20 protein-coding genes and 2 pseudogenes are annotated in these 23,779 nt (G+C 70.5%); 10 read left to right on the top strand and 12 right to left on the bottom strand.

The features are described from left to right. Positions 1–39 precede the first annotated feature (39 nt). The 7 genes from MMA15_RS15945 (at position 40) to MMA15_RS15915 (ending at position 4,550) form a co-directional block, all read left to right on the top strand. Complete coding sequence (locus tag MMA15_RS15945) at positions 40–666, top strand: cupin domain-containing protein (protein WP_241060468.1); 627 nt, start codon at positions 40–42, stop codon at positions 664–666. After that, positions 663–1,217, top strand: coding sequence for a rhodanese-like domain-containing protein (locus tag MMA15_RS15940; protein WP_241060466.1), 555 nt, complete (start codon positions 663–665; stop codon positions 1,215–1,217). Before MMA15_RS15945 ends, MMA15_RS15940 begins: the two co-directional genes overlap by 4 nt. A 114-nt stretch (positions 1,218–1,331) precedes the next feature. After that, complete coding sequence (gene folP, locus MMA15_RS15935; protein ID WP_241060464.1) at positions 1,332–2,282, top strand: dihydropteroate synthase; 951 nt, start codon at positions 1,332–1,334, stop codon at positions 2,280–2,282. Further along, positions 2,279–2,755 (top strand): nuclear transport factor 2 family protein, encoded by a 477-nt coding sequence (locus MMA15_RS15930; RefSeq protein WP_241060463.1) that lies wholly within the window; start codon positions 2,279–2,281, stop codon positions 2,753–2,755. Before folP ends, MMA15_RS15930 begins: the two co-directional genes overlap by 4 nt. 339 nt (positions 2,756–3,094) lie before the next feature. Further along, complete coding sequence (gene folB, locus MMA15_RS15925) at positions 3,095–3,454, top strand: dihydroneopterin aldolase (RefSeq protein ID WP_241060461.1); 360 nt, start codon at positions 3,095–3,097, stop codon at positions 3,452–3,454. Next, on the top strand, positions 3,451–4,047 hold the full coding sequence (folK, locus tag MMA15_RS15920; protein WP_241060459.1) for a 2-amino-4-hydroxy-6-hydroxymethyldihydropteridine diphosphokinase: 597 nt from the start codon (positions 3,451–3,453) through the stop codon (positions 4,045–4,047). Before folB ends, folK begins: the two co-directional genes overlap by 4 nt. A gap of 14 nt (positions 4,048–4,061) precedes the next feature. After that, on the top strand, positions 4,062–4,550 hold the full coding sequence (locus MMA15_RS15915; RefSeq protein ID WP_241060457.1) for a DUF3180 domain-containing protein: 489 nt from the start codon (positions 4,062–4,064) through the stop codon (positions 4,548–4,550). A gap of 146 nt (positions 4,551–4,696) precedes the next feature. Here the strand turns inward: MMA15_RS15915 and folE are convergent, their stop codons facing one another. From folE to dacB, 6 genes are all read right to left on the bottom strand, one after another. After that, the gene (gene folE / locus MMA15_RS15910) at positions 4,697–5,305 is read right to left on the bottom strand and encodes a GTP cyclohydrolase I FolE (RefSeq protein WP_241060455.1); all 609 of its coding nucleotides are present in this window, start codon (positions 5,303–5,305) and stop codon (positions 4,697–4,699) included. 173 nt (positions 5,306–5,478) lie between these two features. Then, entirely contained in the window at positions 5,479–7,512 is a 2,034-nt protein-coding gene (gene ftsH, locus MMA15_RS15905) for an ATP-dependent zinc metalloprotease FtsH (RefSeq protein WP_241060454.1), read from the bottom strand. A gap of 168 nt (positions 7,513–7,680) precedes the next feature. Further along, complete coding sequence (hpt, locus tag MMA15_RS15900; protein ID WP_241063221.1) at positions 7,681–8,220, bottom strand: hypoxanthine phosphoribosyltransferase; 540 nt, start codon at positions 8,218–8,220, stop codon at positions 7,681–7,683. A gap of 83 nt (positions 8,221–8,303) precedes the next feature. Next, complete coding sequence (tilS, locus tag MMA15_RS15895; RefSeq protein ID WP_241060452.1) at positions 8,304–9,389, bottom strand: tRNA lysidine(34) synthetase TilS; 1,086 nt, start codon at positions 9,387–9,389, stop codon at positions 8,304–8,306. 359 nt (positions 9,390–9,748) lie between these two features. Then, positions 9,749–10,885 carry an Rv3626c family coenzyme F420 biosynthesis-associated protein gene (locus MMA15_RS15890; protein WP_241060450.1) on the bottom strand — a complete coding sequence of 379 codons (1,137 nt, stop codon included), beginning with the start codon at positions 10,883–10,885 and terminating at the stop codon, positions 9,749–9,751. A gap of 126 nt (positions 10,886–11,011) precedes the next feature. Next, positions 11,012–12,697: a D-alanyl-D-alanine carboxypeptidase/D-alanyl-D-alanine endopeptidase gene (gene dacB, locus MMA15_RS15885; RefSeq protein ID WP_241060448.1), complete on the bottom strand. Its 1,686-nt coding sequence runs from the start codon at positions 12,695–12,697 to the stop codon at positions 11,012–11,014. 85 nt (positions 12,698–12,782) lie between these two features. Here dacB and MMA15_RS15880 point away from each other — a divergent pair, with 85 nt between their 5' ends. Then, a complete protein-coding gene (locus MMA15_RS15880) occupies positions 12,783–13,274 on the top strand; it encodes an inorganic diphosphatase (RefSeq protein ID WP_241060446.1) in 492 nt (163 codons plus the stop codon). A 245-nt stretch (positions 13,275–13,519) separates the two neighbouring features. Here MMA15_RS15880 and MMA15_RS15875 read toward each other — a convergent pair whose 3' ends face one another. From MMA15_RS15875 to MMA15_RS15855, 5 genes are all read right to left on the bottom strand, one after another. Next, on the bottom strand, positions 13,520–15,175 hold the full coding sequence (locus MMA15_RS15875; protein ID WP_241060444.1) for a threonine/serine exporter family protein: 1,656 nt from the start codon (positions 15,173–15,175) through the stop codon (positions 13,520–13,522). Between the two features lie 225 nt (positions 15,176–15,400). Further along, the gene (locus MMA15_RS15870) at positions 15,401–16,021 is read right to left on the bottom strand and encodes a PadR family transcriptional regulator (RefSeq protein WP_241060442.1); all 621 of its coding nucleotides are present in this window, start codon (positions 16,019–16,021) and stop codon (positions 15,401–15,403) included. A gap of 258 nt (positions 16,022–16,279) precedes the next feature. Next, positions 16,280–16,903 carry a DinB family protein gene (locus MMA15_RS15865; protein ID WP_241060440.1) on the bottom strand — a complete coding sequence of 208 codons (624 nt, stop codon included), beginning with the start codon at positions 16,901–16,903 and terminating at the stop codon, positions 16,280–16,282. A gap of 215 nt (positions 16,904–17,118) precedes the next feature. Then, complete coding sequence (locus MMA15_RS15860; RefSeq protein WP_241060439.1) at positions 17,119–18,576, bottom strand: aldehyde dehydrogenase family protein; 1,458 nt, start codon at positions 18,574–18,576, stop codon at positions 17,119–17,121. A gap of 97 nt (positions 18,577–18,673) precedes the next feature. Continuing rightward, positions 18,674–19,513, bottom strand: a complete 840-nt coding sequence (locus MMA15_RS15855; RefSeq protein WP_241060437.1) for a Sco1979 family transcriptional regulator — start codon at positions 19,511–19,513, stop codon at positions 18,674–18,676. Positions 19,514–19,859: 346 nt separating this feature from the next. Here MMA15_RS15855 and MMA15_RS15850 point away from each other — a divergent pair, with 346 nt between their 5' ends. Further along, positions 19,860–20,528, top strand: coding sequence for an ATP-binding protein (locus MMA15_RS15850; RefSeq protein WP_241060435.1), 669 nt, complete (start codon positions 19,860–19,862; stop codon positions 20,526–20,528). A gap of 290 nt (positions 20,529–20,818) precedes the next feature. Here the strand turns inward: MMA15_RS15850 and MMA15_RS15845 are convergent. Next, a pseudogene (locus MMA15_RS15845) lies at positions 20,819–21,059 on the bottom strand (DUF397 domain-containing protein). Between the two features lie 530 nt (positions 21,060–21,589). Between MMA15_RS15845 and MMA15_RS15840 the strand changes: the two are divergent. Then, a pseudogene (locus tag MMA15_RS15840) lies at positions 21,590–23,452 on the top strand (ABC transporter ATP-binding protein); the annotation flags it as partial. Between the last annotated feature and the right edge of the window lie 327 nt (positions 23,453–23,779).

The following is a 23,779-nucleotide window of genomic DNA, read 5'->3' as shown; positions in this document are numbered from 1 at the left end:
CGGTGAGCGCGCCCTTCGATCGCATCCAGGACGGTTTCCGTGTCTTCCGCATCCCCCGCAACACCTGTGTCCGGTTCCGAATCCGGTTCCGGTTCTCCTTCCGGTTCTGTCTCCGGGCCCGCCTCCGCTGCCGGTACCGGCACCGGCTCGCCCGCCGGGGCAGCCGACGCTCCCGCCCCCACCCAGGCAGAGCTTCTCGACTTCGTACGCAGGACTGCCGCCGACGCCGGACTCGTCGCCTCCCTCCCCCTCGACCCCGAGGGCCGCACATGGCTGCGGCTCAACGGCCCCGGCGGCAGCGAGGCATGGATCATCGGCTGGCCCCCCGGCACCGGTACGGGCTGGCACGACCACGGCGGCTCCCACGGCGCCTTCACCACGGCCCGCGGTCGCCTCACCGAGCAGTCCCTCGCCGCCCGCATCCCCACCGAGGGGTGGAAGACGCTGGAACTCGCGGACGGCGTCGACCGCGAACGGCAGCTCACCGAGGGCCGCGGACGCGCCTTCGGCCCCCACCACGTGCACCAGGTGCTCAACGAAACCGAGGACCAGCACGCGATCTCCGTGCACGCCTACTACCCGCCGCTTCCGCTGATGCGCCGCTACAGCCGTACGGGATCGCTGCTGCGCCTGGAACAGATCGAGCGTCCGGGCGAGTGGGAATGACGGAGCAGGTACGCGCCCCTCAGCCGCCCCCGGCGGACGGCGCCGCCGATCCGCGCCCCGGTCCGCACCCGGCACCCGGCCCGCCAGATGACGGCCGCCCGAGCCGCGTCGACTCCCTGCTGGAGTCGGTCCGCTCGGGCCTGGCCCGCCTCACCCCGGAGGCCGCCGCACGCGCACGGCGCGACGAGGACGCCCTGCTCGTCGACATCCGCTACGCGGCCCTGCGTGAACGGGACGGCACCATCCCCGGAGCCCTCGTCGTAGAACGCAACGAGCTGGAGTGGCGCCTCGACCCGACCTGCCCGCACCGCTCCCCCGAGGCCTTCCCCCCGGCCCGAGGGGCCTGGGGAGACCCCAAGGCGTTCGACCTGCTCGTGGTCGTGGTGTGCAACGAGGGCTACGCCTCCAGCCTCGCCGCCCGCTCGCTGCGGGAGCTGGGACTGCACCGGGCGACCGACCTGGAAGGCGGCTTCCAGGCTTGGCGTGCGGCCGGACTCCCGGTCACGGGCCCTGGCGACCGGTCAGGCGGTCCCGGTCCGGGCACCGCCTGACCATTCCGCCGCGGACTCCGCTACGGCCCCGGCGCTCCCCTCGCCCCCTCCCGCCGTCCACCCCGTCGCCCCACCCGTCCTTCCCCGACAAGGCAGGCGCCCTACGCTGGACACATGAACCCATCGCGTGGCCGCGTCACCGGACTCCCGGAATGGAACCGCTGTGCAGTGATGGGGGTGGTCAACGTCACCCCGGACTCCTTCTCCGACGGCGGCAAGTGGTTCGACAGCGAAGTCGCCGTCAAGCACGGCCTCCACCTCGTAGCCGAGGGCGCGGACCTGATCGACGTCGGCGGGGAGTCGACCCGTCCCGGCGCACCCCGTGTGGACGAGGCCGAGGAGTTGAGGCGGGTGCTGCCCGTGGTGCGCGGGCTGGTCTCCGAGAACGTACTCGTCAGCGTCGACACCATGCGTGCCTCCGTCGCCGAGCAGGCCCTGGAAGCGGGCGCCGTGCTCGTCAACGACGTCAGCGGCGGCCTCGCCGACCCCCGCATGGTCCCCACGGTGGCCTCCGCGAAGGTCCCCTTCGTCGTCATGCACTGGCGCGGCCAGTCCATCGACATGAACAACCGCGCCGTCTACGACGACGTGACGAGCGAGGTCCTCACCGAGCTGCGCGCCAGCCTGGACCGCGCCGTCGACGGCGGCGTCTCCCCGGCCCGCATCATCGCCGACCCGGGCCTCGGCTTCGCCAAGCAGGCCCCGCACGACCTCCGCCTCGTGGCCGAACTGGGCCGTCTGCGCCGTGAGTTGGGCCGCCCGCTGCTGGTGGCCGCCTCCCGTAAGCGGTTCCTGGGCCGTGTGCTCGCCGATGGCGGCGACGCCCCGGTGCCCCCGGCGCGCGAACGTGACGCCGCCACCGCCGCGGTCACCGCGCTCGCCGCCCGCGAGGGCGCCTGGGCCGTACGTGTGCACGAGGTGCGGGCGAGCGCGGACGCGGTGCGCGTCGTACACGCCGTCGAGAACGCCGCGGACCCACCGGATACGGGCCACCGCACGGGCCACGGAACGCCGTCGCCCGCCGCCGGCCCCGCGCCCGCCGACGACCAGGGGCGGCGCGGGTGAGCCGCGGCGCCCGTACCGACATCGAGGCGGTCGAGGCCGCCAACACCGCCCTGTACGACGCGGTCGAGCACGCCGACCTGGACGCCCTGCAAGACCTGTGGATGAACGACGGCATCAGCGTCGTGCACCCCGGCTGGCCGGTGCTCACCGGACGCGACGAGGTACTGCGCTCCTACGCCCTGATCATGGCGAACACCGACTACGTGCAGTTCTTCCTCACGGACGTCGAGGTCGCCGTCCACGGCGACACCGCCCTGGTGAGCTGCACCGAGAACATCCTCAGCGGCGGCCCCGCCGAGGACGACGGCTCCGCGGGCCCCCTCGTAGGCGGCCTGGTCGTCGCCACCAACGTCTTCCGCAGGGACGAGGGCGGCCGCTGGAAGGTGTGGTCGCACCACGGTTCGCCGGTGCTGGTCGAGCGCGAGGACGACGAAGACGAGGGCGGCCTCGACGACGGCGACGTCACGCTCTGACCCCGCCCGGCACCGACGCCCAGCACCGCCGCCCAGCACCGATGCGCGCCCCGTAAAAGGCCCGACGCAGCGGCCGTACACAGCCGTCCGAGGGGGCTCATGCGCAGCGCGTATGCGGCGGAGTGCGCCCGGCATGCATTCGCGCCCACCCCGGGTGTGGCCCGTGCCACTCCTTCGCAGCAGCCCGCGCGGAATGCGAGCGTGGGCCTCGACGCTGTCGGGTAGGCACCCGCCCCGGGCAGGTACGGCGACCGTCCGCGGGTAGATTCGATGCGGAAGAGGCGCATCCCCCGCCGCCCGCCACGACCAGGACCGAGACCGAGGACGGGAGTGATTCGCGTGGACCACCTCGCACTGCGGGGCCTTCGGGCCCGCGGGCATCACGGCGTCCTCGAACGGGAACGGGAACAGGGCCAGATCTTCGTCGTGGACGTGGAGCTGGGCCTGGACACCCGGCCCGCCGCGGAGGGCGACGACCTCACCAAGACCGTTCACTACGGCGTTCTCGCCGAGGAGATCGTCAAGATCGTCGAGGGAGAGCCCGTAGAACTGATCGAGACCCTCGCGCAGCGGATCGCCGACGTCTGCCTCTCACATACGCGCGTACAGGTGGCGGAGGTGATCGTGCACAAGCCGGACGCCCCGATCACCGTCCCCTTCGACGACGTGACCATCACTATCAAGCGGAGCCGCGCATGACGCCGAACAGTGACCCGACCGTACAGCCGGTGCCCGCCTCCGTCGTGCGCCAGGTCGATGCCGCCGACACCACACTCCACAACCCCCAGCAGGCGGTGATCGCCCTCGGCAGCAACGTGGGCAACCGCCTTGAGCGGCTTCAGAGCGCGGTCGACGCGCTCGCCGACACCCCGGGGATGAAGGTCCTCGCCGTCTCCCCCGTCTACGAGACGGAACCGTGGGGCGTCGACCCGGGCAGCCAGGCCACGTACTTCAACGCTGTCGTCCTCGTACGTACGACCCTGCCGCCCGGTTCGCTCCTGGAACGCGGACACGCGATCGAGGAGGCTCTCGAAAGGGTGCGGGAGGAGCGCTGGGGACCCCGCACGATAGACGTCGACATCGTCGCCTATCAGGACGTCGTCTCCGACGATCCCCGGCTGACGCTTCCTCATCCGCGCGCCCACGAACGGGCCTTCGTGCTCGTACCGTGGCACGACATCGACCCGACCGCGGAAGTGCCCGGCCAGGGCACGGTGGCGGAGCTTCTGGCCACGCTGGGACGCGAAGGCGTCGCGGCCCGTACGGACCTGGAACTCAGCCTGCCCGAGTAGTCGTTGGGAACCCCGTGAAGGAACTGCGTATCCCCGTCCTGACGGGTGTCTTCGTCGTCGCCGGGGTACTGGCCTGGGCGGTCGCGCGGCTGTGGAGTTCGCTGGACACACTGCCCGCCGTGCCCGTCGCGGCTCCCGTCGTACTGGCGATCATCGCCACGGTCCTGCTGGCCACCGCACTCTCGCTGCGCTCCCGGCTCAAGGCACAGCGCGAGCGCGAACCGGGAGCGAAGGGCGTCGACCCGATGATGGCGGCCCGCGCCGTCCTCTTCGGACATGCCAGCGCCCTGGTGGCGTCGCTGGTCTCCGGGATCTACGGGGGCGTGGGGGTGGCGCTGCTGATGGACCCGTCGGAGGCTCCGGCCCGTCAGGACCAGACGATCTACGCGGGCTTGTCCGTCGCGGCGGGGATCGCGGTGGTGGTGACGGCGCTCTTCCTGCAACGGGTCTGCCGGCTCCCGGAGGACGACAACGACGACCCGTCGGCGACGTCGACGGCTTGAACTGAACGCGGCGCGGCGGAAGTCGGCGGCTCGAACTCGCCCCCGCAGGCCCGCGCCGTAACAAGCCCAGCACGGTGACGAGTTCAGCGCGGTGACGGGCCCAGCACGGGTGTCGCGCCTCGGCGCAGTATCAGCGCCTGCCCGTATCAGCGCAGTATCAGGCTCATCGCCTCGGAACGCGTGGCGGCATCCCTCAACTGCCCGCGCACCGCCGAGGTGAGCGTCTTCGCCCCCGGCTTGCGTATGCCGCGCATCGACATGCACATGTGCTCGCACTCCACGACGACGATCACGCCGCGCGGCTCCAGTATCCGCATCAGCGCCTCCGCGATCTGCGTGGTCAGCCGCTCCTGGACCTGGGGTCGCCGTGCGTAGACGTCCACGAGACGCGCGAGCTTGGACAGCCCGGTGATCTTGCCGTCCGTCGAAGGGATGTAGCCGACGTGCGCGACACCGTGGAACGGCACCAGATGGTGCTCGCAGGTGCTGAACACCTCGATGTCCTTCACCAGGACCATCTCGTCGTGCCCCAGGTCGAAGGTGGTCGTCAGCACGTCCTCGGGACGCTGGTGCAGCCCGGCGAACATCTCCTTGTACGCACGCATCACACGCGCCGGAGTCTCCAGCAGCCCCTCGCGGTCCGGGTCCTCGCCGACCGCGATCAGCAGTTCGCGTACGGCGTTCTCCGCGCGCTTCTCGTCGAAGTCGGCGTGCGGGAAGTCGCTCTCCCCACCGAGCGTCACCGGGTCGGTCATCTCTGCCTCGTTCCTGATACCTGCGCCTGCCCGTGGCCCGCGCATGTGTGCGCACACATTCAGCCGCGCCCCTCAGGTCTCACAACCCGGGGGGCGCGGCTTGAATTCCACGGCCCGAATGTGGGCCGTCACACAATTACTGCTGCCAGGACTCCGGCGGCCTTCCGCCTCCGTCAGTTCTCCGTCGGGTCGACGGGCTCGACGATGGCTTCCGACTCATGCGGGCCGATCTCCTTGCCGCCGCCGCTCTTGTCGAGGCTCGGCGCCGAGCCGTTGCCGTTGCTCAGAGCGGGAGACGAGACCGGAGGACGCGTCGACGGCGTACGCCGGGACGAGCCGGTCCAGGCCGGACGGGACGGGCGCTTGACGACCGGGGCGAAGATCTCGGCGATCTCCTCCTTGCCCAGCGTCTCCTTCTCCAGCAGCGCGAGAACGAGGTTGTCGAGGACGTCGCGATTCTCCACCAGGATCTCCCAGGCTTCGTTGTGCGCCGTCTCGATCAGGCTCTTGACCTCCTCGTCCACCAGCCCGGCGACCTCCTCGGAGTAGTCGCGCTGGTGACCCATCTCCTTGCCCAGGAACGGCTCGGACTGGTCGGAACCGAACTTGATCGCGCCCAGCCGCTCGGTCATGCCGTACTGCGTGACCATGGCCCGCGCCGTCGCCGTCGCCTTCTCGATGTCGTTCGCCGCACCCGTCGTCGGGTCGTGGAAGACCAGCTCCTCGGCCGCGCGCCCGCCCAGCATGTACGCGAGCTGGTCGAGCATCTCGTTGCGCGTCGTGGAGTACTTGTCCTCGTCCGGCAGCACCATCGTGTAGCCGAGGGCCCGGCCTCTGGAGAGAATCGTGATCTTGTGTACGGGGTCGGAGTTCGGCGAAGCCGCCGCGACCAGGGCGTGACCGCCCTCGTGGTACGCGGTGATCTTCTTCTCCTTGTCGCTCATGATTCTGGTCCGCTTCTGCGGACCCGCGACGACCCGGTCGATCGCCTCGTCCAGATACCTGTTGTCGATGAGCTTCTGGTCACCGCGGGCCGTGAGCAGCGCCGCCTCGTTCAGCACGTTGCTGAGGTCGGCGCCGGTGAAGCCCGGCGTACGGCGGGCGACCGCTCCCAGGTCCACGTCGGGCGCCATCGGCTTGCCCTTCTGGTGGACCTTCAGGATCTCGTGCCTGCCCTGCATGTCCGGCCGGTCGACGGCGATCTGCCGGTCGAAGCGGCCGGGACGCAGCAGCGCCGGGTCGAGGATGTCGGGCCGGTTCGTGGCGGCGATCAGGATGACCCCGCCCTTGACGTCGAACCCGTCCATCTCGACGAGCAGTTGGTTCAGCGTCTGCTCGCGCTCGTCGTGACCGCCGCCCATGCCGGCGCCGCGGTGGCGTCCGACGGCGTCGATCTCGTCGACGAAGACGATCGCGGGCGCGTTCGCCTTCGCCTGCTCGAACAGGTCGCGTACCCGGGAGGCACCGACACCGACGAACATCTCGACGAAGTCGGAGCCGGAGATCGAGTAGAACGGCACACCGGCCTCGCCGGCGACCGCGCGGGCCAGCAGCGTCTTACCCGTGCCGGGCGGCCCGTAGAGCAGCACGCCCTTCGGGATCTTGGCGCCCACCGCCTGGAACTTGGCGGGCTCCTGGAGGAACTCCTTGATCTCCTGGAGCTCTTCGCACGCCTCGTCCGACCCGGCCACGTCCGCGAACGTCGTCTTGGGGGTGTCCTTGGTGATCAGCTTGGCCTTCGACTTCCCGAAGTTCATGACCCGGGAGCCGCCGCCCTGCATCTGGTTCATCAGGAACAGGAAGACCACGATGATGAGCACGAACGGCAGGAACGACAGCAGCATCCCGACGAACGGGTTCTGCTGCTGCGGGGCGACCGTGTAGCCCTTGGTGATCTCGTTCTGCTCGTACTTGCTCTGGAGCTTCTTTGCGAGGTCGACACCCTGGGAGTCGATGTAGCTCGCCTTGATCTTGTCGCTGTCCTCGACCTTGGCGCCGTCCTTGAGCTCGAGCTTCACGATCTGCTCATCGCCCGTCGTGAGCTCGGCGGACTTCACCTTGTCCTGGTCGATCGCCTGGACGACCTGTCCCGTGTCCACCGTCTTGTAGCCGCCGGAAGAGCCGACGACCTGCATCAACACGACCACGGCGAGGACGGCCAGCACGATCCACATGACCGGCCCGCGGAAGTATCGCTTCACGTCCATCCATACGGAGCGCGTGCGCCCCGTCCCTCCTGCCACAGTGAGTTGAAAAGGCTGACCTTCGGACGGTACCTCAGCATTGTCTCAGGGCGCCGCCGAGGACGGTCAAACAGAACCGTCCTGGCTCCTCCAACGGAGCGCGGCCTCTCAAGGTTCCCGCTGGCCGCGGCGTCAGCCGCCGTAGACGTGTGCGGCGAGCGTCCCGACGAACGGAAGGTTGCGGTACTTCTCCGCGTAGTCCAGCCCGTAGCCGACGACGAACTCGTTGGGGATGTCGAAGCCGGCCCACTTCACGTCGATCGCCACCTTGGCGGCGTCCGGCTTGCGCAGCAGCGTGCAGACGTTGAGCGAAGCGGGCTCACGCGAGCCGAGGTTGGACAGCAGCCACGACAGCGTCAGCCCGGAGTCGATGATGTCCTCGACGATCAGGACGTGCCTGCCCTTGATGTCGGTGTCGAGGTCCTTGAGGATGCGGACCACGCCGGAGGACTGCGTGCCCGCCCCGTAGGAGGAGACCGCCATCCAGTCCATGGTGACCGGCGTCGAGACGGCGCGGGCCAGGTCGGCCATCACCATGACGGCACCCTTGAGCACACCGACGAGCAGCAGTTCCCTGCCCTCGTACTCCTCGTCGATCTTCGCGGCCAGCTCGGCCAGCTTCGCGTCGATCTCTTCCTTGGTGATGAGCACCGACTTGAGGTCGGTGCCCATGTCTTTCTCGTCCACCCGTGCCGCTCTCGGTCGAGGTCTCCGGCCCACGCTGCCGCCGGCCGGTCACCTCCCGTCGGGGACGGTCAGCCGGTCGGTGTCGGCGGGGTCTGTGAGCCATGCCGGATGACCAGTCTGCCACCCTGCCTCGCGGCCTCTACACGCCCGGGCAGATTGATGGCCCGCTGGCCGCGCCAGGCCGTGATCAGGCGGTCGACTTCCTCGAGGTGACGGGCGAAGAGCGAGCCCGAGGGAGCGCCGGCGGCGACGGCCGCGCGGCGCAGCACCCGGCGGCGGACGGCGGACGGGAGCGCGTAGAGCCGGGCGGCGTCCAGCTCCACCTCGTCCCAGCCGTCGGTGCCGGGCTGGTCGATGCGTACGGACCTCTCGGCTTCGAGGGCCCAGGCGTCGAGCGCGTCCGCATCGTCACGGGAGAGACGCGCGGTGCGGGCGAGCGCCTCGACGACGCCCTTGCCCAATGCTTTCTCCAGTATCGGCAGGGCCTCGTGGCGTACGCGGGAGCGCGTGTACGCGGGGTCGTCGTTGTGGGGGTCGTCCCATACGGGAAGGGACTGGGCGAGGCAGGCCTTGCGGGTGGTCTGCCGGTCGATGGCCAGGAACGGTCGGCGGTAGCGGGCCGCGGGCCCGGTGACCTCGGCCATGCCGGACAGCGAGCGCGTACCGGAACCGCGGGCGAGTCCGAGCAGCACCGTTTCGGCTTGGTCGTCGCGGGTGTGCCCGAGCAGCACGGCTTTCGCACCGGAGCGGTCCGCCATGTCGTCGAGGGCGGCGTACCGCGCGGTGCGCGCGGCGGCCTCGGGGCCGGTGTTCGTACGGCCGATGGTGACGGCGATCGATTCGACGGGGCGGAGTCCGAGGGAGGTGAGCCGCTCGGCGACCTCCTGTGCACGGTCGGCCGAACCGGGCTGTAGCCCGTGGTCGATCGTCACACCTCCTGCGCGGAGGCCGAGCCGGGGGGCTTCGAAGGCGAGGGCGGAGGCGAGCGCCATGGAGTCGGCGCCGCCGGAACAGGCGACGAGGACGAGCGGGGGCTCGCCGGGGCTGCGGGTGTCGCCGGCTTCGTCACTGACGACTGCTTGTTCACTGAGGACGTCGTGAAGTGCGCGGCGAACCGCCAGACGTATTGCAGCGACCGCGGGGTGGGGACCCATGTCCGATTCACTTCCTCGAAGGAGTTGTCACGCTGAGTGTGTCGATGGTGACAGAGACGGAGGTGTTCCCAGAGCATCGCACGCGGACCGGCCATTCTCGGTCCCTCGGACGGGTGATTACGAGGGCTTCCGCAGCCCGTGTCAGTTCCGGAGAGTAATGGCTCGGGCGGAGCCGCGCAGTCCGTATTTCGCCGTGGTCTCCTCGCCCTCCCGGCGCGTGCCAGTGGCCGTACGGGCCCCGGCTCGGCGGGATCTGCTCACGTACTCGCGCTGCTGCGACTGGCCGAGCAGGCAGAACGAACGCCACCGACCTGCCGGAACGGCCGTCGGCAGCGCTCGCCGCCCGCGTGCGCGGGGGCTCAGGAGCGCATGCGCGCGATCCAGTCGGAGGGGCTGTTGATCTCGGACTTGGTGGGGAGGGTGTTGGGCGACGTCCAGACGCGATTGAAGCCGTTCATGCCCAGCTCCTCCACCACGGCACGTACGAAGCGCTCGCCGTCGCGGTACTGGCGCAGCTTGGCGTCGAGGCCGAGCAGCTTGCGCAGCGCCTGGTCCAGCCGTCCCGCTCCCGTGGCACGGCGCTTCTGGAACTTCTCGCGGATCTCCGTGACGCTCGGCACCACGTCGGGGCCGACGCCGTCCATCACGTAGTCGGCGTGGCCCTCCAGCAGGGACATCACCGCGGTGAGGCGGCCGAGGATCTCGCGCTGGGTGGGAGTCTGCACGAGTTCGACGATTCCGGCGGCCCTGCCGGCCTCCGGCTTCTCCTCCGTGCCCGCGCCCTGGCCGCGGGCGCCCGAGAGCGACTGGGCCGCCTCGCGCAGGCGCTCAAGCAGCGTCGACGGGTCCATGTCGGTCTCGCCTAGGAAGGACTGGATCTCCCCCTGGATGTGGTCGCGCAGCCAGGGGACGGAGGCGAACTGCGTGCGGTGGGTCTCCTCGTGCAGGCACACCCACAGCCGGAAGTCGTGCGGATCGACGTCGAGTTCGCGCTCCACGTGCACGATGTTCGGCGCTACGAGCAGCAGGCGGCCGGTGCCGTCGGGGCCGCCGGGCAGTTCACGGGTCGCCGGGGCGAAGGTCTCGTACTGGCCGAGGACACGGGAGGCGAGGAACGACAGCAGCATCCCGACCTCGACGCCCGTCACCTTGCCGCCCACGGCGCCGAGCACGGCGCCGCCGGGGGTGCTGCTGCGGCGTTCCTGCACCTTTTCGAGCAGCGGGGAGAGCAGCTCCCGGAAGCCGGCCACGTTGGCGCGGACCCAGCCGGGGCGGTCCACGACGAGGACCGGGGTGTCCGTCTGGGAGGGGCGGTCGGGGCGCATCAGCGTGAAGCCGCGTACGTGCTCCTCGGAGGAACGTGCGTGGCGGCGCAGCTCGGAGACGGCCTCCCGCGCTCCCTCACGGCTCACTTCTGGGCCCGGCCGTACGAGCCGGGTCGCGGTCGCGACCGCGAGGTTCCAGTCGACCATCTCCACACCACCGAGGCTCGTCATGACTTCACGGTACGTGGCACCGGCGCCGGGCGGGAGGCTGCGCCTGGGCCGCGGGAGTGCGGGCCCGTGCGTGAGCCGCGGCGCCACGGGACTGCGCGGTACCGCCCTGGGCCGCGCCGGAGGGCGTCAGCCCTCGGAAGGCGAGTCCCGGCAGCCGCAGTTGGCGAGGGCGGCGGCCAGGCTGTCCAGGGAACGCTGGGCCCCCTTGCCGTCGGATGTGCCGGAGGTCATGAAGGCGAAGGCCAGGAGCCGGCCGTCGGCGTCCACGACGGTGCCGGCGAGGGTGTTGACGCCGGTGAGCGTCCCCGTCTTGGCACGCACGAGACCCGCGCCCTGCTTGCCCTTGTCGTTGCCGTATCTGCCGCCGAGGGTGCCGGTGAAGTGGGCGACCGGCATGCCCGTCAGCACGGGGCGCAGATCGGCGTGGCCGGGGTCGGCCGCGCGTACGAGGAGGCTGGTGAGGAGCGCCGGTGTGACCTTGTCGCCGCGGTCGAGGCCGCTGCCGTCGGCGAAGTGCGCGCCCTTCACGGGGACGCCGAGCTTGTCGAGGCGGTGGCGTACGGCCTTGCCCGCGCCCTTGAAGCTCGCGGGCTCTCCGGCGGCGAGCGCGGTCTGGCGGGCGAGGGCCTCGGCGATGTCGTTGTCGCTGTAGGTCAGCATGCGCTCGACGAGCGCGGAGAGCGGCACGGAGCGGTGGGACGCGAGCTTCTGCGTCCTGCCGGGCGCCTTGGTCTCCTCGGGGTCGCCCTCGACGTCGACGCCGTGCTCGCCGAGGGCGTCGGCGAAGTGCTCGGCGGCGTCCTCGGCCGGGTCGGACGAGCGGGGGGCGGGGCCGTGGGCGGGTTCTTCGTCGCCGGAGTCCGGGGGGTCGCCGAGGCGGGCCTCGTCGACCATGAGGGGGCTGACGGGTGCGAGGTTGTCGTTGGTGCCGATGGAGTGGCGGACGGGCCCGCCGTAGAGGGATGTGTCGTAGCGGACCGAGACCTTCCCGCCCTTGCCCCCCTTGCCGCCCTTGCCCCCCTTGCCGTCCTTGCCGTCCTTGCCGTCCTTGCCGTCCTGGCCCGTTCGCAGTTTGCGGGCGGTGTCGCGTGCGAGGTCGTCGAGTGCGCCGCGGCTCAGCGTCGGGTCGCCGCCGCCCACGAGCACGATCTCGTCGGAGGACTCTCCGGTGCCCCGCACCGTCCGGGTCTCGATGCGGTGTTCGGCGCCACGGGCGGAGAGCGCGGCCACGGCGGTGGCGAGCTTCACCGTGGAGGCGGGGGTGACTGCCTTGTGCGGCTTCTTCGCGTAGAGCTTCCGTCCGGTGGCGGCGTCCACGACCGAGACGGCGCGCAGCTTCCCCAAGTCGCCGTCTTTCATGAGGGGTTCGAGGGCGTCGGCAAGCGCGTCCTCGCTGGGCGGGGGCACACCTGCCGCGCCGGGGCCGTGTGTCGGCTCGGCCTCGCGGCCGCCGCCCGCGGGGTCTCCTCGTACGGCGTCCATGTCGAGCGCGGCGAGGACGTCGGGCGCTCCAGGTGCTCCGGCGCCTTCTCCTGTGTGGTTCCCGCCACTTCGGCCATCGCGGGCGGCGGCCCACGAACGCTCCGCCGTACGCTGGCCCGAGTCCCATGGTCCGCTCGTGGCCACCGCCGTGACGGCGACCACCAGTCCGAGCCCGGCGGCGCCGGCCGTCACTCGTACGGTCTGCCGCTGCTGCGGAGTCGCGGTCCGCCAGCGCTGCCGGATCCGCCGCCCGTGACGACGGGCACGGTCGCGGACCTTCCGGTATGCCCGGATCGCGGTGTCACGCACCTCGGAGGCGGTGTCACGCACCTCGATCAGCCCCTTTCGCGCCCGTGTACGTGCGTAGGGGACACTTAATCACCAGATACATGTGCTGATCATTGAGGAGCCTTCCTTGGAGTTCGACGTCGTCATCGAGATCCCGAAGGGTTCGCGGAACAAGTACGAGGTGGACCACGAGACCGGCCGTATCCGGCTGGACCGGCACCTGTTCACCTCCACCGTGTACCCCGCCGACTACGGCTTCGTCGACCACACCCTCGGCGAGGACGGCGACCCGCTGGACGCGCTCGTGCTGCTCGATGAGCCCACCTTTCCCGGATGCATCATCAAGTCCCGCGCCATCGGCATGTTCCGCATGACGGACGAGGCCGGGGGCGACGACAAGCTGCTGTGCGTGCCGGCGTCCGATCCGCGCATGGAGCACCTGCGGGACATCCACCACGTGAGCGAGTTCGACCGGCTGGAGATCCAGCACTTCTTCGAGGTCTACAAGGACCTGGAGCCCGGCAAGTCCGTCGAGGGCGCCAACTGGGTCGGACGTGCCGACGCCGAGGCCGAGGTCGAGGCGTCGATCAAGCGGCTTGAGGCCCACGGCGACCACTGAAGCACCGGCCCGTCCGACGGGCGAGGCGAGCGCGTACGAACGGCGTACAGGCGAGGGGTGCGTCCCTTGACGAGGGGCGCACCCCTCGGTGTGCGTGGGCCTGTGCGTCGGGGGGCCGTTCCCGTCACAGCCCGTCCGGCGCTCGTGCCCGGGGTACGAAGTCGCCCGCCCCGTACGCCCGTTGAGCACGCACGCATGCGGGGGACGTACGCCCGTCGAGTACGTACGCCCGTCGAGGACGCCGCCTAGAACCCGCGGGTGCGCTTGGCCGCGCGGCGGCCAGGCAGCGGGGTCTCGACACCGGGGCTCTTGATGAACAGGCGTGCCAGTTCGCCGCCGAGGTTGACGCCGATGGCGATGGCGAGCGCGAGGGCGATGGCGCGGGAGATGCTGAGCATGCCCTCGTCCATGTGGCCCTGGGCGATGTTGAGCAGCCCGAAGTACGTGGCGCTGCCGGGGAGCAGCGGCCCGATCGCCGCGGTGATGTACGGCAGCGACGACGCGAACTGGTAACGCGACATCAACTGCCCGAAGAGGCCCACCAGTCCGGCGGCGGCGACGGTCGCCGGGACCTCGTCCACGTTCACCGGCGGATTGACCAGGGCGCCGTAGATCAGCCAGGCCACGCCGCCGTTGAGGGTGGCCAGCAGCACGGTGTGACGTTCCTGCTGGAGCAGTACGCAGAAGGCGAGCGCGAGCAGCATCGCCGCGAAGAGCTGTAGTACGGGCTGGATTTCGCCGTGCGTGTTCTCGGGGGTGAGCTGGGCGCCCAGCTTGGAACCGAGGTAGAGCATCACCAGCACGCCGCCGACGATGCCGACGATCAGATAGATGACCTCCAGCAGACGGGCCGCGGCGGTGATGTAGAAGCCGGTCAGTCCGTCGTGTACGGCGGCGACCAGCGCACGCCCGGGGATCAGCGCGAAGAGCCCACCGGTGATGACGGCCGCGGCCTTGAGCTTCGTCTCGTTCGACGAGCCCGCCACGGCGACCACGACGCCCATCGCGGCCGGCGGCACGGCCGCCACCGCGAACTGGTAGAACTCCGGCAGCCCGCGCCCGGCGCACAGCCACGCCAGCCGGTCGCCGAGCATCGCGCCGATCGCCGCCAGCACGAAGACGAGCGCGTCGCCGCCCACGAGCAGGGAGGCGGCGCCGGAGAGGGTGCCGCTGGCGAGGGTCAGCGCGTTCTTGGAGTACGGGTGGCGGTTGCGGCGGATGGCGGCGAGACGCCGGTAGGACTCCTCCAGCGTGATGTCGCCCTTGGTGATGTCGTCGACGAGCCGGAATACGGCGGCGAGACGCGTGTAGTCCGTGCCGCGGCGGCGCACGGTGCGGCCGAGCGTCACCGGGTCGTCGACCAGGGACGGCTGATGGGTGATCGAGATGAGCGTGAAGGTGACGGTGGGCTCGCAGCGGTCCAGGCCGAACGCGTGGGCCACGCCGAACATCGCCGCCTCGACGTCCTCGGCGCCCTCACCCCCCGCGAGCAGCAGTTCGCCGATGCGGAGGGTGAGGTCGAGCACGCGGGGCACCGCGGGGCCGGTCTCGGTGTCCTCGGCGCGGCTGGGCCCTTCCGGAGCCGGACGCTCCGCCAGCGGCATGCGGATCATCGTCCGCATCCGGTCCTGCCAGGGCACGCCTGGCTTGACGAGCGAGATCCTCGGAATGCCCTCGGGCGGTGTGAACGCGCTGGCGAACTCCTGCGGCGGAGACGTCAACAGCCCCTCGGGAACGGCGAATTCGGAGGTCGGGTGCTCATCCTCCGGTACGGGCGGCAGCGGCACCCCCTGAGGCGGTGTGAAGGCGCTGCGCACCTCGTCGGCGAGGTGCTGGCGCGCCTCCTCCAGGGACTCACCGCTCTCGGCCGCCCGGCCGTTCCGCTTCGGCTCCCCCACCACTTTCTGCCCGCTCCCTCACAGTTGCGTCCGCGGCCTTCGTCCGCCTCCGCCCTATGGACCGAAGCATAAGGTCGCATTCGTACCGGGGTCCCGGTCAGGGTGCCCGTACGACGGTGGCCGACACGCGTGCGAGAGCGGGGACGGAAGCGGTGGCCGGAGGCGGCGGCCGGGACGCGTCACGGCGCCGCTGACGACCGCGGCCGTCCGCGGGGTGCGGTCGCGAACTCACTTCTCCGCGTACGGGTTCTCCATGCCGGGCGGCAGCACGTCGACCTCTCGCTCGCCTTCTCCCGCCATCACATACGCGCCGTTCCTCAGCCGCTCCACGAGGCCGCGCGCCCATCGCGCGCCGCTGTCGGCGTCGTGCACCCAGAGCACCATGATCTCGCGGATGTGGCTGTGCTCGTCGGGGGCGCTCTCGTCGGGCGTCCAGCGCCGTACGACCTCCTCGCGCCACTCCTCCAGGGCGGCGATGCGCTTCTCCAGCAGCGCGACGGCCTCCTCGCGCGGCAGGTCGACCAGGAAGCCGACGCCCGCCGTGAGCATGTCCGGCTTCTCGTCCACGGACGTGAGCGCGTGCCGCAGCAGCCTCAGGAACTCGCTCTCGCCTTCGTCCGTCAGCTCGTACTGCGTACGCGGCGGGCCGCCCGCGGTGCTCGGGGCGGTCTCGTACGGGCGCAGCAGGCCCTGTCTGGCGAGCTGCTTGAGGGCGTGGTAGATCGAGCCGGGCTTGGCGTTGGACCACTCTTGCGCGCCCCAGAACTCCAGGTCGTTGCGGACCATGTAGCCGTGTGCACGCCCGTGCTGGCGTACGGCCCCCAGCACCAGCAGCCGGATCGCCGACATCGTCTCCCTCTCGCCCTACGGCACGCGCACGGGCCGGTGCCGGGCACACGGCGCCGGGCGTGCGCCCGCGTCGCCGCCAGCCTAGACGGGCGGTACGCGGGCGCCGGGGCGGGCGGTGCGTGGTGCGAGGCTGCGGAGGGCGTCCGGGGTCCGGACGCGGGGGACCGGCGGCCCGCCGCTCCGGGAGTCCCGGGGGCCCGGAGCGGAGGGCCGCCGGTCCGGGAATCCGGGGGTCCGTCAACTGCCCTGCCCCGCCGCCTACTTCTGCCCCTCGTCCCCCTCGTCCCCCTTGCCGCCCTCGCCGGACGGCTCGCCCCCGAAGGCCGCCCAGTCCGGTTCCGGCATCGCGCCCGTCTCGAAGACGAGGTCGAAGGCGCCCTTGCCGTCGATGCTCTCCCGGATGACGTCGGCATGGCCCGCGTGCCGTGCCGTCTCCTCGATGAGGTGCAACAGCGCCCAGCGCCAAGAGCGTTGGCCGCCCTCGTCCCAGGGGACCTTCGGCGCGTGGAAGGTCTCGTCGACCGAGTCGAGCGCACGTACCGCCGCCTCCGTCTCGTTAGCGACCTTCTCGTAGAGATCGAGCAGCGACTGGACGCTCTCGTGCTCGCCGGGGCTGAAGCTGTCCTCCCACTCGGCGGCGGATTCGGCGAAGTCGAAGTCCTCGCCGCTCGCCTGGAGGCGTCGGAGCCAGCCGCGCTCGCCGACCGCAACGTGCTTGAGTACGCCGGCGAGCGACAGTGCGCTGGCCGAGGGCACACTGCGGGCCTGCTCCTCGGTCAGCCCGTGCAGTGCGCGCCGGATGCCGCCGCGCTGAGCGTCCAGATACGCAAGGAGTGCGCCACGTTCGTCGCCGGGTGCCTCCGGCTTCACGACTACGGGCATGGTCGTCACCTTCCGTCGGGAGCCGCCCCGTACGGCGTCTCTCTATGGCGACCACGCTATGAGCGCTTGCGGTCAGGGAGTGTCCTCAAGCCGCAGGGCCACGGATTCGGATTCAGCGGCACGGAGCCCGGCACCGGGCGCCCCGGCGCACGTGCACCCCGCGCGCCCCGGCGCCCGGCATCAAGCGGAAGCGCTGCCCTCGAAGGCAGCGACGCTCAGAAGGGGAAGCCGCTGCGGTCGTGCTGGATGGAGATCCACTTCGTGGTGGTGAACGCCTCGACCATCTGCTCGCCGTTGAGCCTGCCCAGGCCGGAGTTCTTCTCGCCGCCGAACGGGACGATCGGCTCGTCGGCCACCGTGGTGTCGTTGATGTGCACCATGCCGGTGTCGATCCGGTGGGCCACGCGCAGCCCCCGGTCGATGTTGCCGGTGTGCACGGCGCCGCCCAGCCCGTACGGGGTGTCGTTGGCGACCCGCACGGCCTCGTCCTCGCCGTCCACCGGGATGACCAGGGCCACGGGGCCGAGGATCTCCTCGCGCAGCGCGGGCGACCCGTCGGGCAGGTCGGTGAGGATGGTCGGCGAGACGAGGTTGCCCCGTTTGGTGCCCCGTACGAGCGCGGTCGCGCCCTCCGCGATGGTGCGCTCCACAAGGGAGTTGACCTTGTCGGCCTGAACGGCGTTGATCAGCGGGCCGATCTGGGTGTCGGGGTCGCGCGGGTCGCCGACCTTCAGGCTCTCCACCTTGGCGGTGAACTTCTCGTTGAACGTCTTGCAGATGTCCTGGTCGACGATGATGCGGTTCGCCGACATGCACACCTGCCCCTGGTGCACGAACCGGCTGAAGACCGCGGCGTCCACGGCGTAGTCGAGATCGGCGTCGTCGAGGACGATCAGCGCGCTGTTGCCGCCCATCTCCAGCACCGTGCGCTTGAAGTGCGCGGCGGCGACGGTCGCGACCTGGCGGCCGACGGGCTCCGAGCCCGTGAAGGAGATGACCTTCGGGACCGGGTGGGAGATGAACGTGTCGCCGATCTCGGCGGTGTCGCTGATCACGACGTTCAGCAGGCCGGGCGGAAGGCCCGCGTCCTCCAGCACCTTGGCGACGAGCGAGCCGCCGCACACCGGGGAGTTCTGGTGCGGCTTGAGCACCACCGCGTTGCCGAGCGCGAGCGCCGGGGTGATCGTCTTCAGCGAGAGCAGGAACGGGAAGTGGTACGGGGTGACGACGCCGACGACGCCGACGGGCACCCGGTGTACGCGGTTCTCCTTGCCGTCGACCGGCGACGGCACGATGCGGCCCTCCGCGCGCAGCGCCAAGTGGACGGTCTCGCGCAGGAATTCCTTGGTCTGGTGGAGTTCGATGTCCGCCTTCAGACGCGTGCCGCCGACCTCGGCGATAAGCGCCTCGCTGATCTCCTGCTCGTTGTCCTCGATGATGCGGATCGCGCGCTCGAAGACCTGCCGCCTGGTGTACGGGTTGGTCTTGGCCCATTCACGCTGGTGCCGCTCGGCGGCGCGGTAGGCGTGGTCGACCTCCTCGGCCGTGGCGACCGTGATGGAGGCGAGCTTCTCGTCGTTGTACGGATCGAAGTCGATGACGTCCCATGAGCCGCTGCCCTGGCACCACTGGCCGTCTATGTACTGAAGAGCCAGCTCCGTGAAGTAGGACATGTCATTCCTTCGTGGGGCAGGAACAAGCTGAGCGGTACCGCCTGGGGCCGCAGCACAGCACAACTCCGTACTGATGGCTGGTCATCGTACTTGCAATTCAGCCGAGTTGGCGGATTGCTTGTAGATGGTCACGCGTACGCGACGGGGAGAGGCTGTCCTTCACCAATCGGCTCAACACCTGGTCATAGTGAGCGACTTCATCTTTCTTGTCCAGGTAAAGAGCACTGGTCAGCTGCTCCAGATACACCACGTCGTTGAGATCCGACTCGGGAAAGCGCAGAAGCGTGAAGGCGCCGCTCTCCGCGGGATGGCCGCCGAGTTCGAACGGTACGACCTGGACTGTGATGTTGGGGGACTCCGACACCTCGGCGAGATGGCGCAGTTGGGCGTCCATGATGGCGTGCGAGCCGAACGGGCGGCGCAGCGCGGCCTCGTCGAGGATGCACAGGAAGTTCGGGGCGTTCTCCCCGAGGAGCAGCTTCTGCCGTTCGACGCGCAGGGCGACGCGTCGCTCGACCTCCTCGCGCGGGATGTGGCTCTGGTGGCCCGCGGTGACGACGGCGTGCGCGTACTCCTCCGTCTGCAACAGGCCGTGCACGAACTGCACTTCGTAGGTGTTGATGTGGGAGGCGGAGCCCTCCAGACCGACGTAGGTCTGGAACCAGCCGGGCAGCACGTCGCTGTAGCTGTGCCACCACCCGGCTATGCTCGAGTCCCTTGCGAGCCCGAGCAGCGGCTCGCGTTCGGAGTCGTCGACCACTCCGTAGAGCGTCAGCAGATCGGCCACATCGCGGGCCTTGAAGCTCACACGGCCCAACTCCATCCTGCTGATCTTGGATTCGGACGCCCTGATCGAGTAACCGGCGGCCTCACGGGTGACGCCGCACGCCTCACGGAGGCGGCGGAGCTGAGACCCGAGCAGAATGCGCCGCACCATGGACCCGCTTGAGCCACTCGCCCCGATTGCGCCGCCGCTCGCACCCATTGCCGGTTGTGTCTCCATTTCGAGAAACCCTTCACCCTGCTCTGAAGGAAGTGTGCCATCAATGCGCTTCGTTGCGTGCCCGGGTGATTACACACGATCGAAAGTCTCTCGTGCACGTGCATCTGCCCTTGCATCTGCCGAGGGCATTGGGAACCATGGGGATCGCACAAGTGCGCTGCGTGCCAGCCCAGTTGTGACAGACGGGGAACGGCGAACGAGGAACAGCGAGACCCATCGGGACAGCAAGCCGACCGGATCCACACAGGATCATCACTGCCGCGACCAGGAGTGGCTCGTCATGGGGACCGAAGGATCGACCGTGCTTGAGCCCCTGTGGCGTGGGCTCCCGCACCTCGACCACTCGACCGTCTCCGGTTCCGCCACGTGCGCGCTGCCCGCGCGCTTCGACGCGGTCAAGAGTGCACGGGACTTCACCCGTGAGACTCTTCAACGCTGGCGGCTGGAGGGCGAGTTCGACACCGTCGCGCTGGTCGTCTCGGAACTGGTGACCAATGCGCTGCGCCACGGAGTACCAGGCCACGCGACAGCGGGCCACGGGGCAACGGCCCACGGTACGCCGGGACTCGGGGCGACGGGAAACGGAACTGCCGGGCATGGGGCGCCCGTTCATGGATCGCCCGGAGGCGGACTGCCCGCGCTCGCTCCGGCGATCGAGGCGGCGCCCACGCCTCCCGTGGGGCCCCCGGTCAGACTCGACCTGATGCGCTGGGCCGCCCGGTTGGTGTGTGCCGTGCGCGATCCGAGCTGCGCCCCGCCGCAGACCGTCGACAACTGCGCCGAGTACGCGGACTTCACCGCCGAGTCGGGCCGCGGTCTGTGCCTCGTGGAGTCCTTCAGCGACGGCTGGGGCTGGCATCCGCTGACGGGCATGATGCGCGGCAAGGTCGTCTGGGCGCACTTCCGGCTGTCTCCGGTGGGCGCCCTCCAGCTCCCGCGGGGGAGCTGACCGGCGCGATCGCCCCGGCCGAACGGACGCGGCGTTCTCCCGTACGGCGGGCACACACGCCCAGTGCGCGCACACCTCGTGCGCGGGCTCAGCGTGTGCAGGCCCGGCGAGCGCAGCTTCGGCGTGTGCACCCTCAGCGGACGCAGATCCGGCGGACGCAGATCCGGCGGACGCGGGCTCAACTCCCGTACACACCCGGCGGGTTCGGGCGCAAAGACCACCGAAGGCGGCTCAACCCCCGCGGCCCGGCAGGCGTCTTCACTGTCGGCCCCGGTGCCGCCGCGGCGGGGTCAGTCCTGTACGAGGTGGTCGAACTCCCCGTCCTTGACTCCGAGAAGCATCGCTTCGATCTCGGCGGGTGTGTAGACCAGCGCCGGTCCGTCCGGGAAGCGCGAGTTCCGTACGGCGATGTCGCCGCCGGGCAGCCTTGCGAACTCCACGCAGGTGCCCTGCGAGTTGCTGTCGCCGGCTCTTCTGCCACTCGACCCCGTGCAGGTCCCTGGCGGCCATGCCGTTGTACGGGTGAGGCACTTGGATCTCCCGGGCTGGTGCGGTGGGGGGTGTCGCACAGTGCGCGGTGTACGGACACCGTCGTCCGTCAACTGCCCTGGATCATAACCTCGTTCATGTGCCTATGCATGTGCCGATGCACGTGCACGACGCCCTGTCGCTGCGCCATCACAGCCGGTCAAAGCCCCTTGCGGACCGCTGATCACCCATCACCCGGAGTCCTCCTCCGGACCCCCGCCGCCCCCGCAGGACAGCCCGTAGGGACCACGACCCCGCCGCATGCCGCTCCCCCGCCGTCGTACGCCGGGCGTACCGCAGCCGTACGACAGGCGCCGAAGAGCCGGACGCCGGGCGAAGAAAAGCCGTACAACAGCCTTACGAGAGCAGTACGGCAGCGGTACGGCAGCAGTACGGCAGCGACGCGGAACCCACGGACCCTACGCGCCCTCCGGCACCCCGAACCCCTTGACTTCAACGTAACTTCAACTTCTACGGTCTGTGCGTCAGTGCGGCTCCGCACCGGCACCGCCACCGGCACACCAGGAGAACGCATGAGCATGGAGACGACCGCGTGGCACGCGCTCTACGCCTCCCGCTTCGCCCAGCACGACAAGCGCCCCTTCTCACGGGCGACGCTCACCCGCATTCTCCGCTTCGCCCGGGGCCACCGCCGTGCGCTCGCCGCGTTCCTCGTCTTCAGCAGCGCGCTCGCCCTGCTGACCGTCGCGACGCCGCTGCTCGCGGGCCGCGTGGTCAACGCCATCACCAGCGGCGCCGCGACCCGTACCGTCGTCACGCTCTCCTCGGTGATCGCGCTGATCGCCGTCGCCGAGGCCGGGACGGGGCTGCTGACACGCTGGCTGTCCGCCCGCATCGGCGAAGGGCTCATCTTCGACCTCCGCAGGGCCGTCTACGACCATGTGCAGCGACTGCCGGTCGCGTTCTTCACACGCACCCGTACGGGCGCGCTCGTCAGCAGGCTCAACAACGATGTGATCGGTGCGCAGCGGGCGTTCAGCAACACCCTGTCCCAAGTGGTGAGCAACCTCGTGACGTTGCTGGCGACGCTGGTGGTGATGCTCCGGCTGTCGTGGCAGATCACGCTGCTGACCCTCGTACTGCTGCCCCTGTTCGTCCTCCCAGCCCGCAGGATGGGCAGGCGCTTCGCCCGCCTCGAACGTGAACGCGCCGACCACAACGCCGCCATGGGCAACCAGATGACGGAGCGCTTCTCGGCGCCGGGCGCCACCCTCGTCAAGCTGTTCGGCAGACCGCAGGAGGAGTCGGCGGAGTTCGCCAGGAGGGCGGGCAGGGTGCGCGACATCGGCGTCCGCACGGCGATGGTCCAGCACATCTTCATCACCTCGCTGACGCTCGTGTCCGCTCTCGCGCTCGCGCTGGTCTACGGACTCGGCGGCTACCACGCCCTTCGCGGCACCCTCGACGCCGGCACCGTGGTCTCCCTCGCGCTGCTGCTGACCAGGCTGTACGCACCGCTGACGGCGCTGGTAGGCGCCCGCGTGGAGGTGATGAGCGCACTCGTCAGCTTCCAGCGGGTCTTCGAGGTCCTCGATCTGAAGCCGCTGATCGACGAGAAGCCGGACGCGGTGGAGGTGCCGGAGGGGCCGGTCTCCGTGGAGTTCGACGACGTGCGCTTCGCCTATCCGTCGGCGGAGAAGGTCTCGCTGGCCTCCCTCGAAGAGGTCGCCACGCTCGACACCCGCGGCGGCGAGGAGATCCTGCACGGCGTCTCCTTCCGCGCCGAGCCCGGGCAGATGGTGGCGCTGGTCGGATCCTCCGGTGCGGGCAAGTCGACCATCGCGTCCCTGGCCCCCAGGCTCTACGACGCCGACAGCGGCTCCGTACGCATCGGCGGCACGGACGTACGGGATGTGACCGCGGCCTCGCTGCGCCAGACCCTCGGCATGGTCACCCAGGACGGCCACCTCTTCCACGAGACCATCCGCGCCAACCTGCTGCTCCCCCGGCCCGAGGCCACCGACGACGAGCTGTGGGACGCACTGCGCAGAGCACGGCTCGACGGGCTGATCGCCGGGCTGCCGCAGGGGCTGGAGACGGTCGTCGGCGAGCGCGGCTACCGGCTCTCGGGCGGCGAGCGCCAGCGGCTGACCATCGCACGGCTGCTGCTGGCCAGGCCGCGCGTGGTGATCCTGGACGAGGCGACCGCACACCTCGACTCGACCTCGGAGGCCGCCGTGCAGGAGGCACTCGGCGAGGCGCTCGCCGGACGCACGTCCGTGGTGATCGCGCACCGGCTGTCGACCGTGCGGGCCGCGGACTTGATCCTCGTGCTGGAGAGCGGCCGGATCGTGGAGCGCGGAACACACGAGGAGCTGCTCGCGCTGGGCGGACGCTACGAGCAGCTCTACCGGACGCAGTTCAGCGAACGGCCACCGCTGCCGGACCCAACTGACGTGCGGGACTTGGCAGTCGGGCCCGACGAGGCCGCCGCACCCGGGGCGTCTGGCATGCCGGAGGAATCCGGTCTGCCGGGCGCGGCAGATGTGCCGGACGGAGTCGATGCGCCGGCCGGAGTCGATGCGCCGGCCGGAGTCGATGCGCCCGACGGGTCCGACGTGCCGGATGCACGGGACGTACCGGAGGGCGGCCTCGCGGAGCCCCTCGGCGGCTCACCCGGCCGGACCAGCCCGGCAGGCGGCCCCCACGGCCCGAGTGCACCCTGAGGAAAGGGTCGCCACGCGCGGGCGGACCCCTCCAAG

This window comes from Streptomyces marispadix (assembly GCF_022524345.1).
GTDB classification, from domain to species: domain Bacteria; phylum Actinomycetota; class Actinomycetes; order Streptomycetales; family Streptomycetaceae; genus Streptomyces; species Streptomyces marispadix.
Note: the sequence above shows the minus strand (reverse complement) of the source record. Positions and strands in the feature narration are given on the sequence as shown.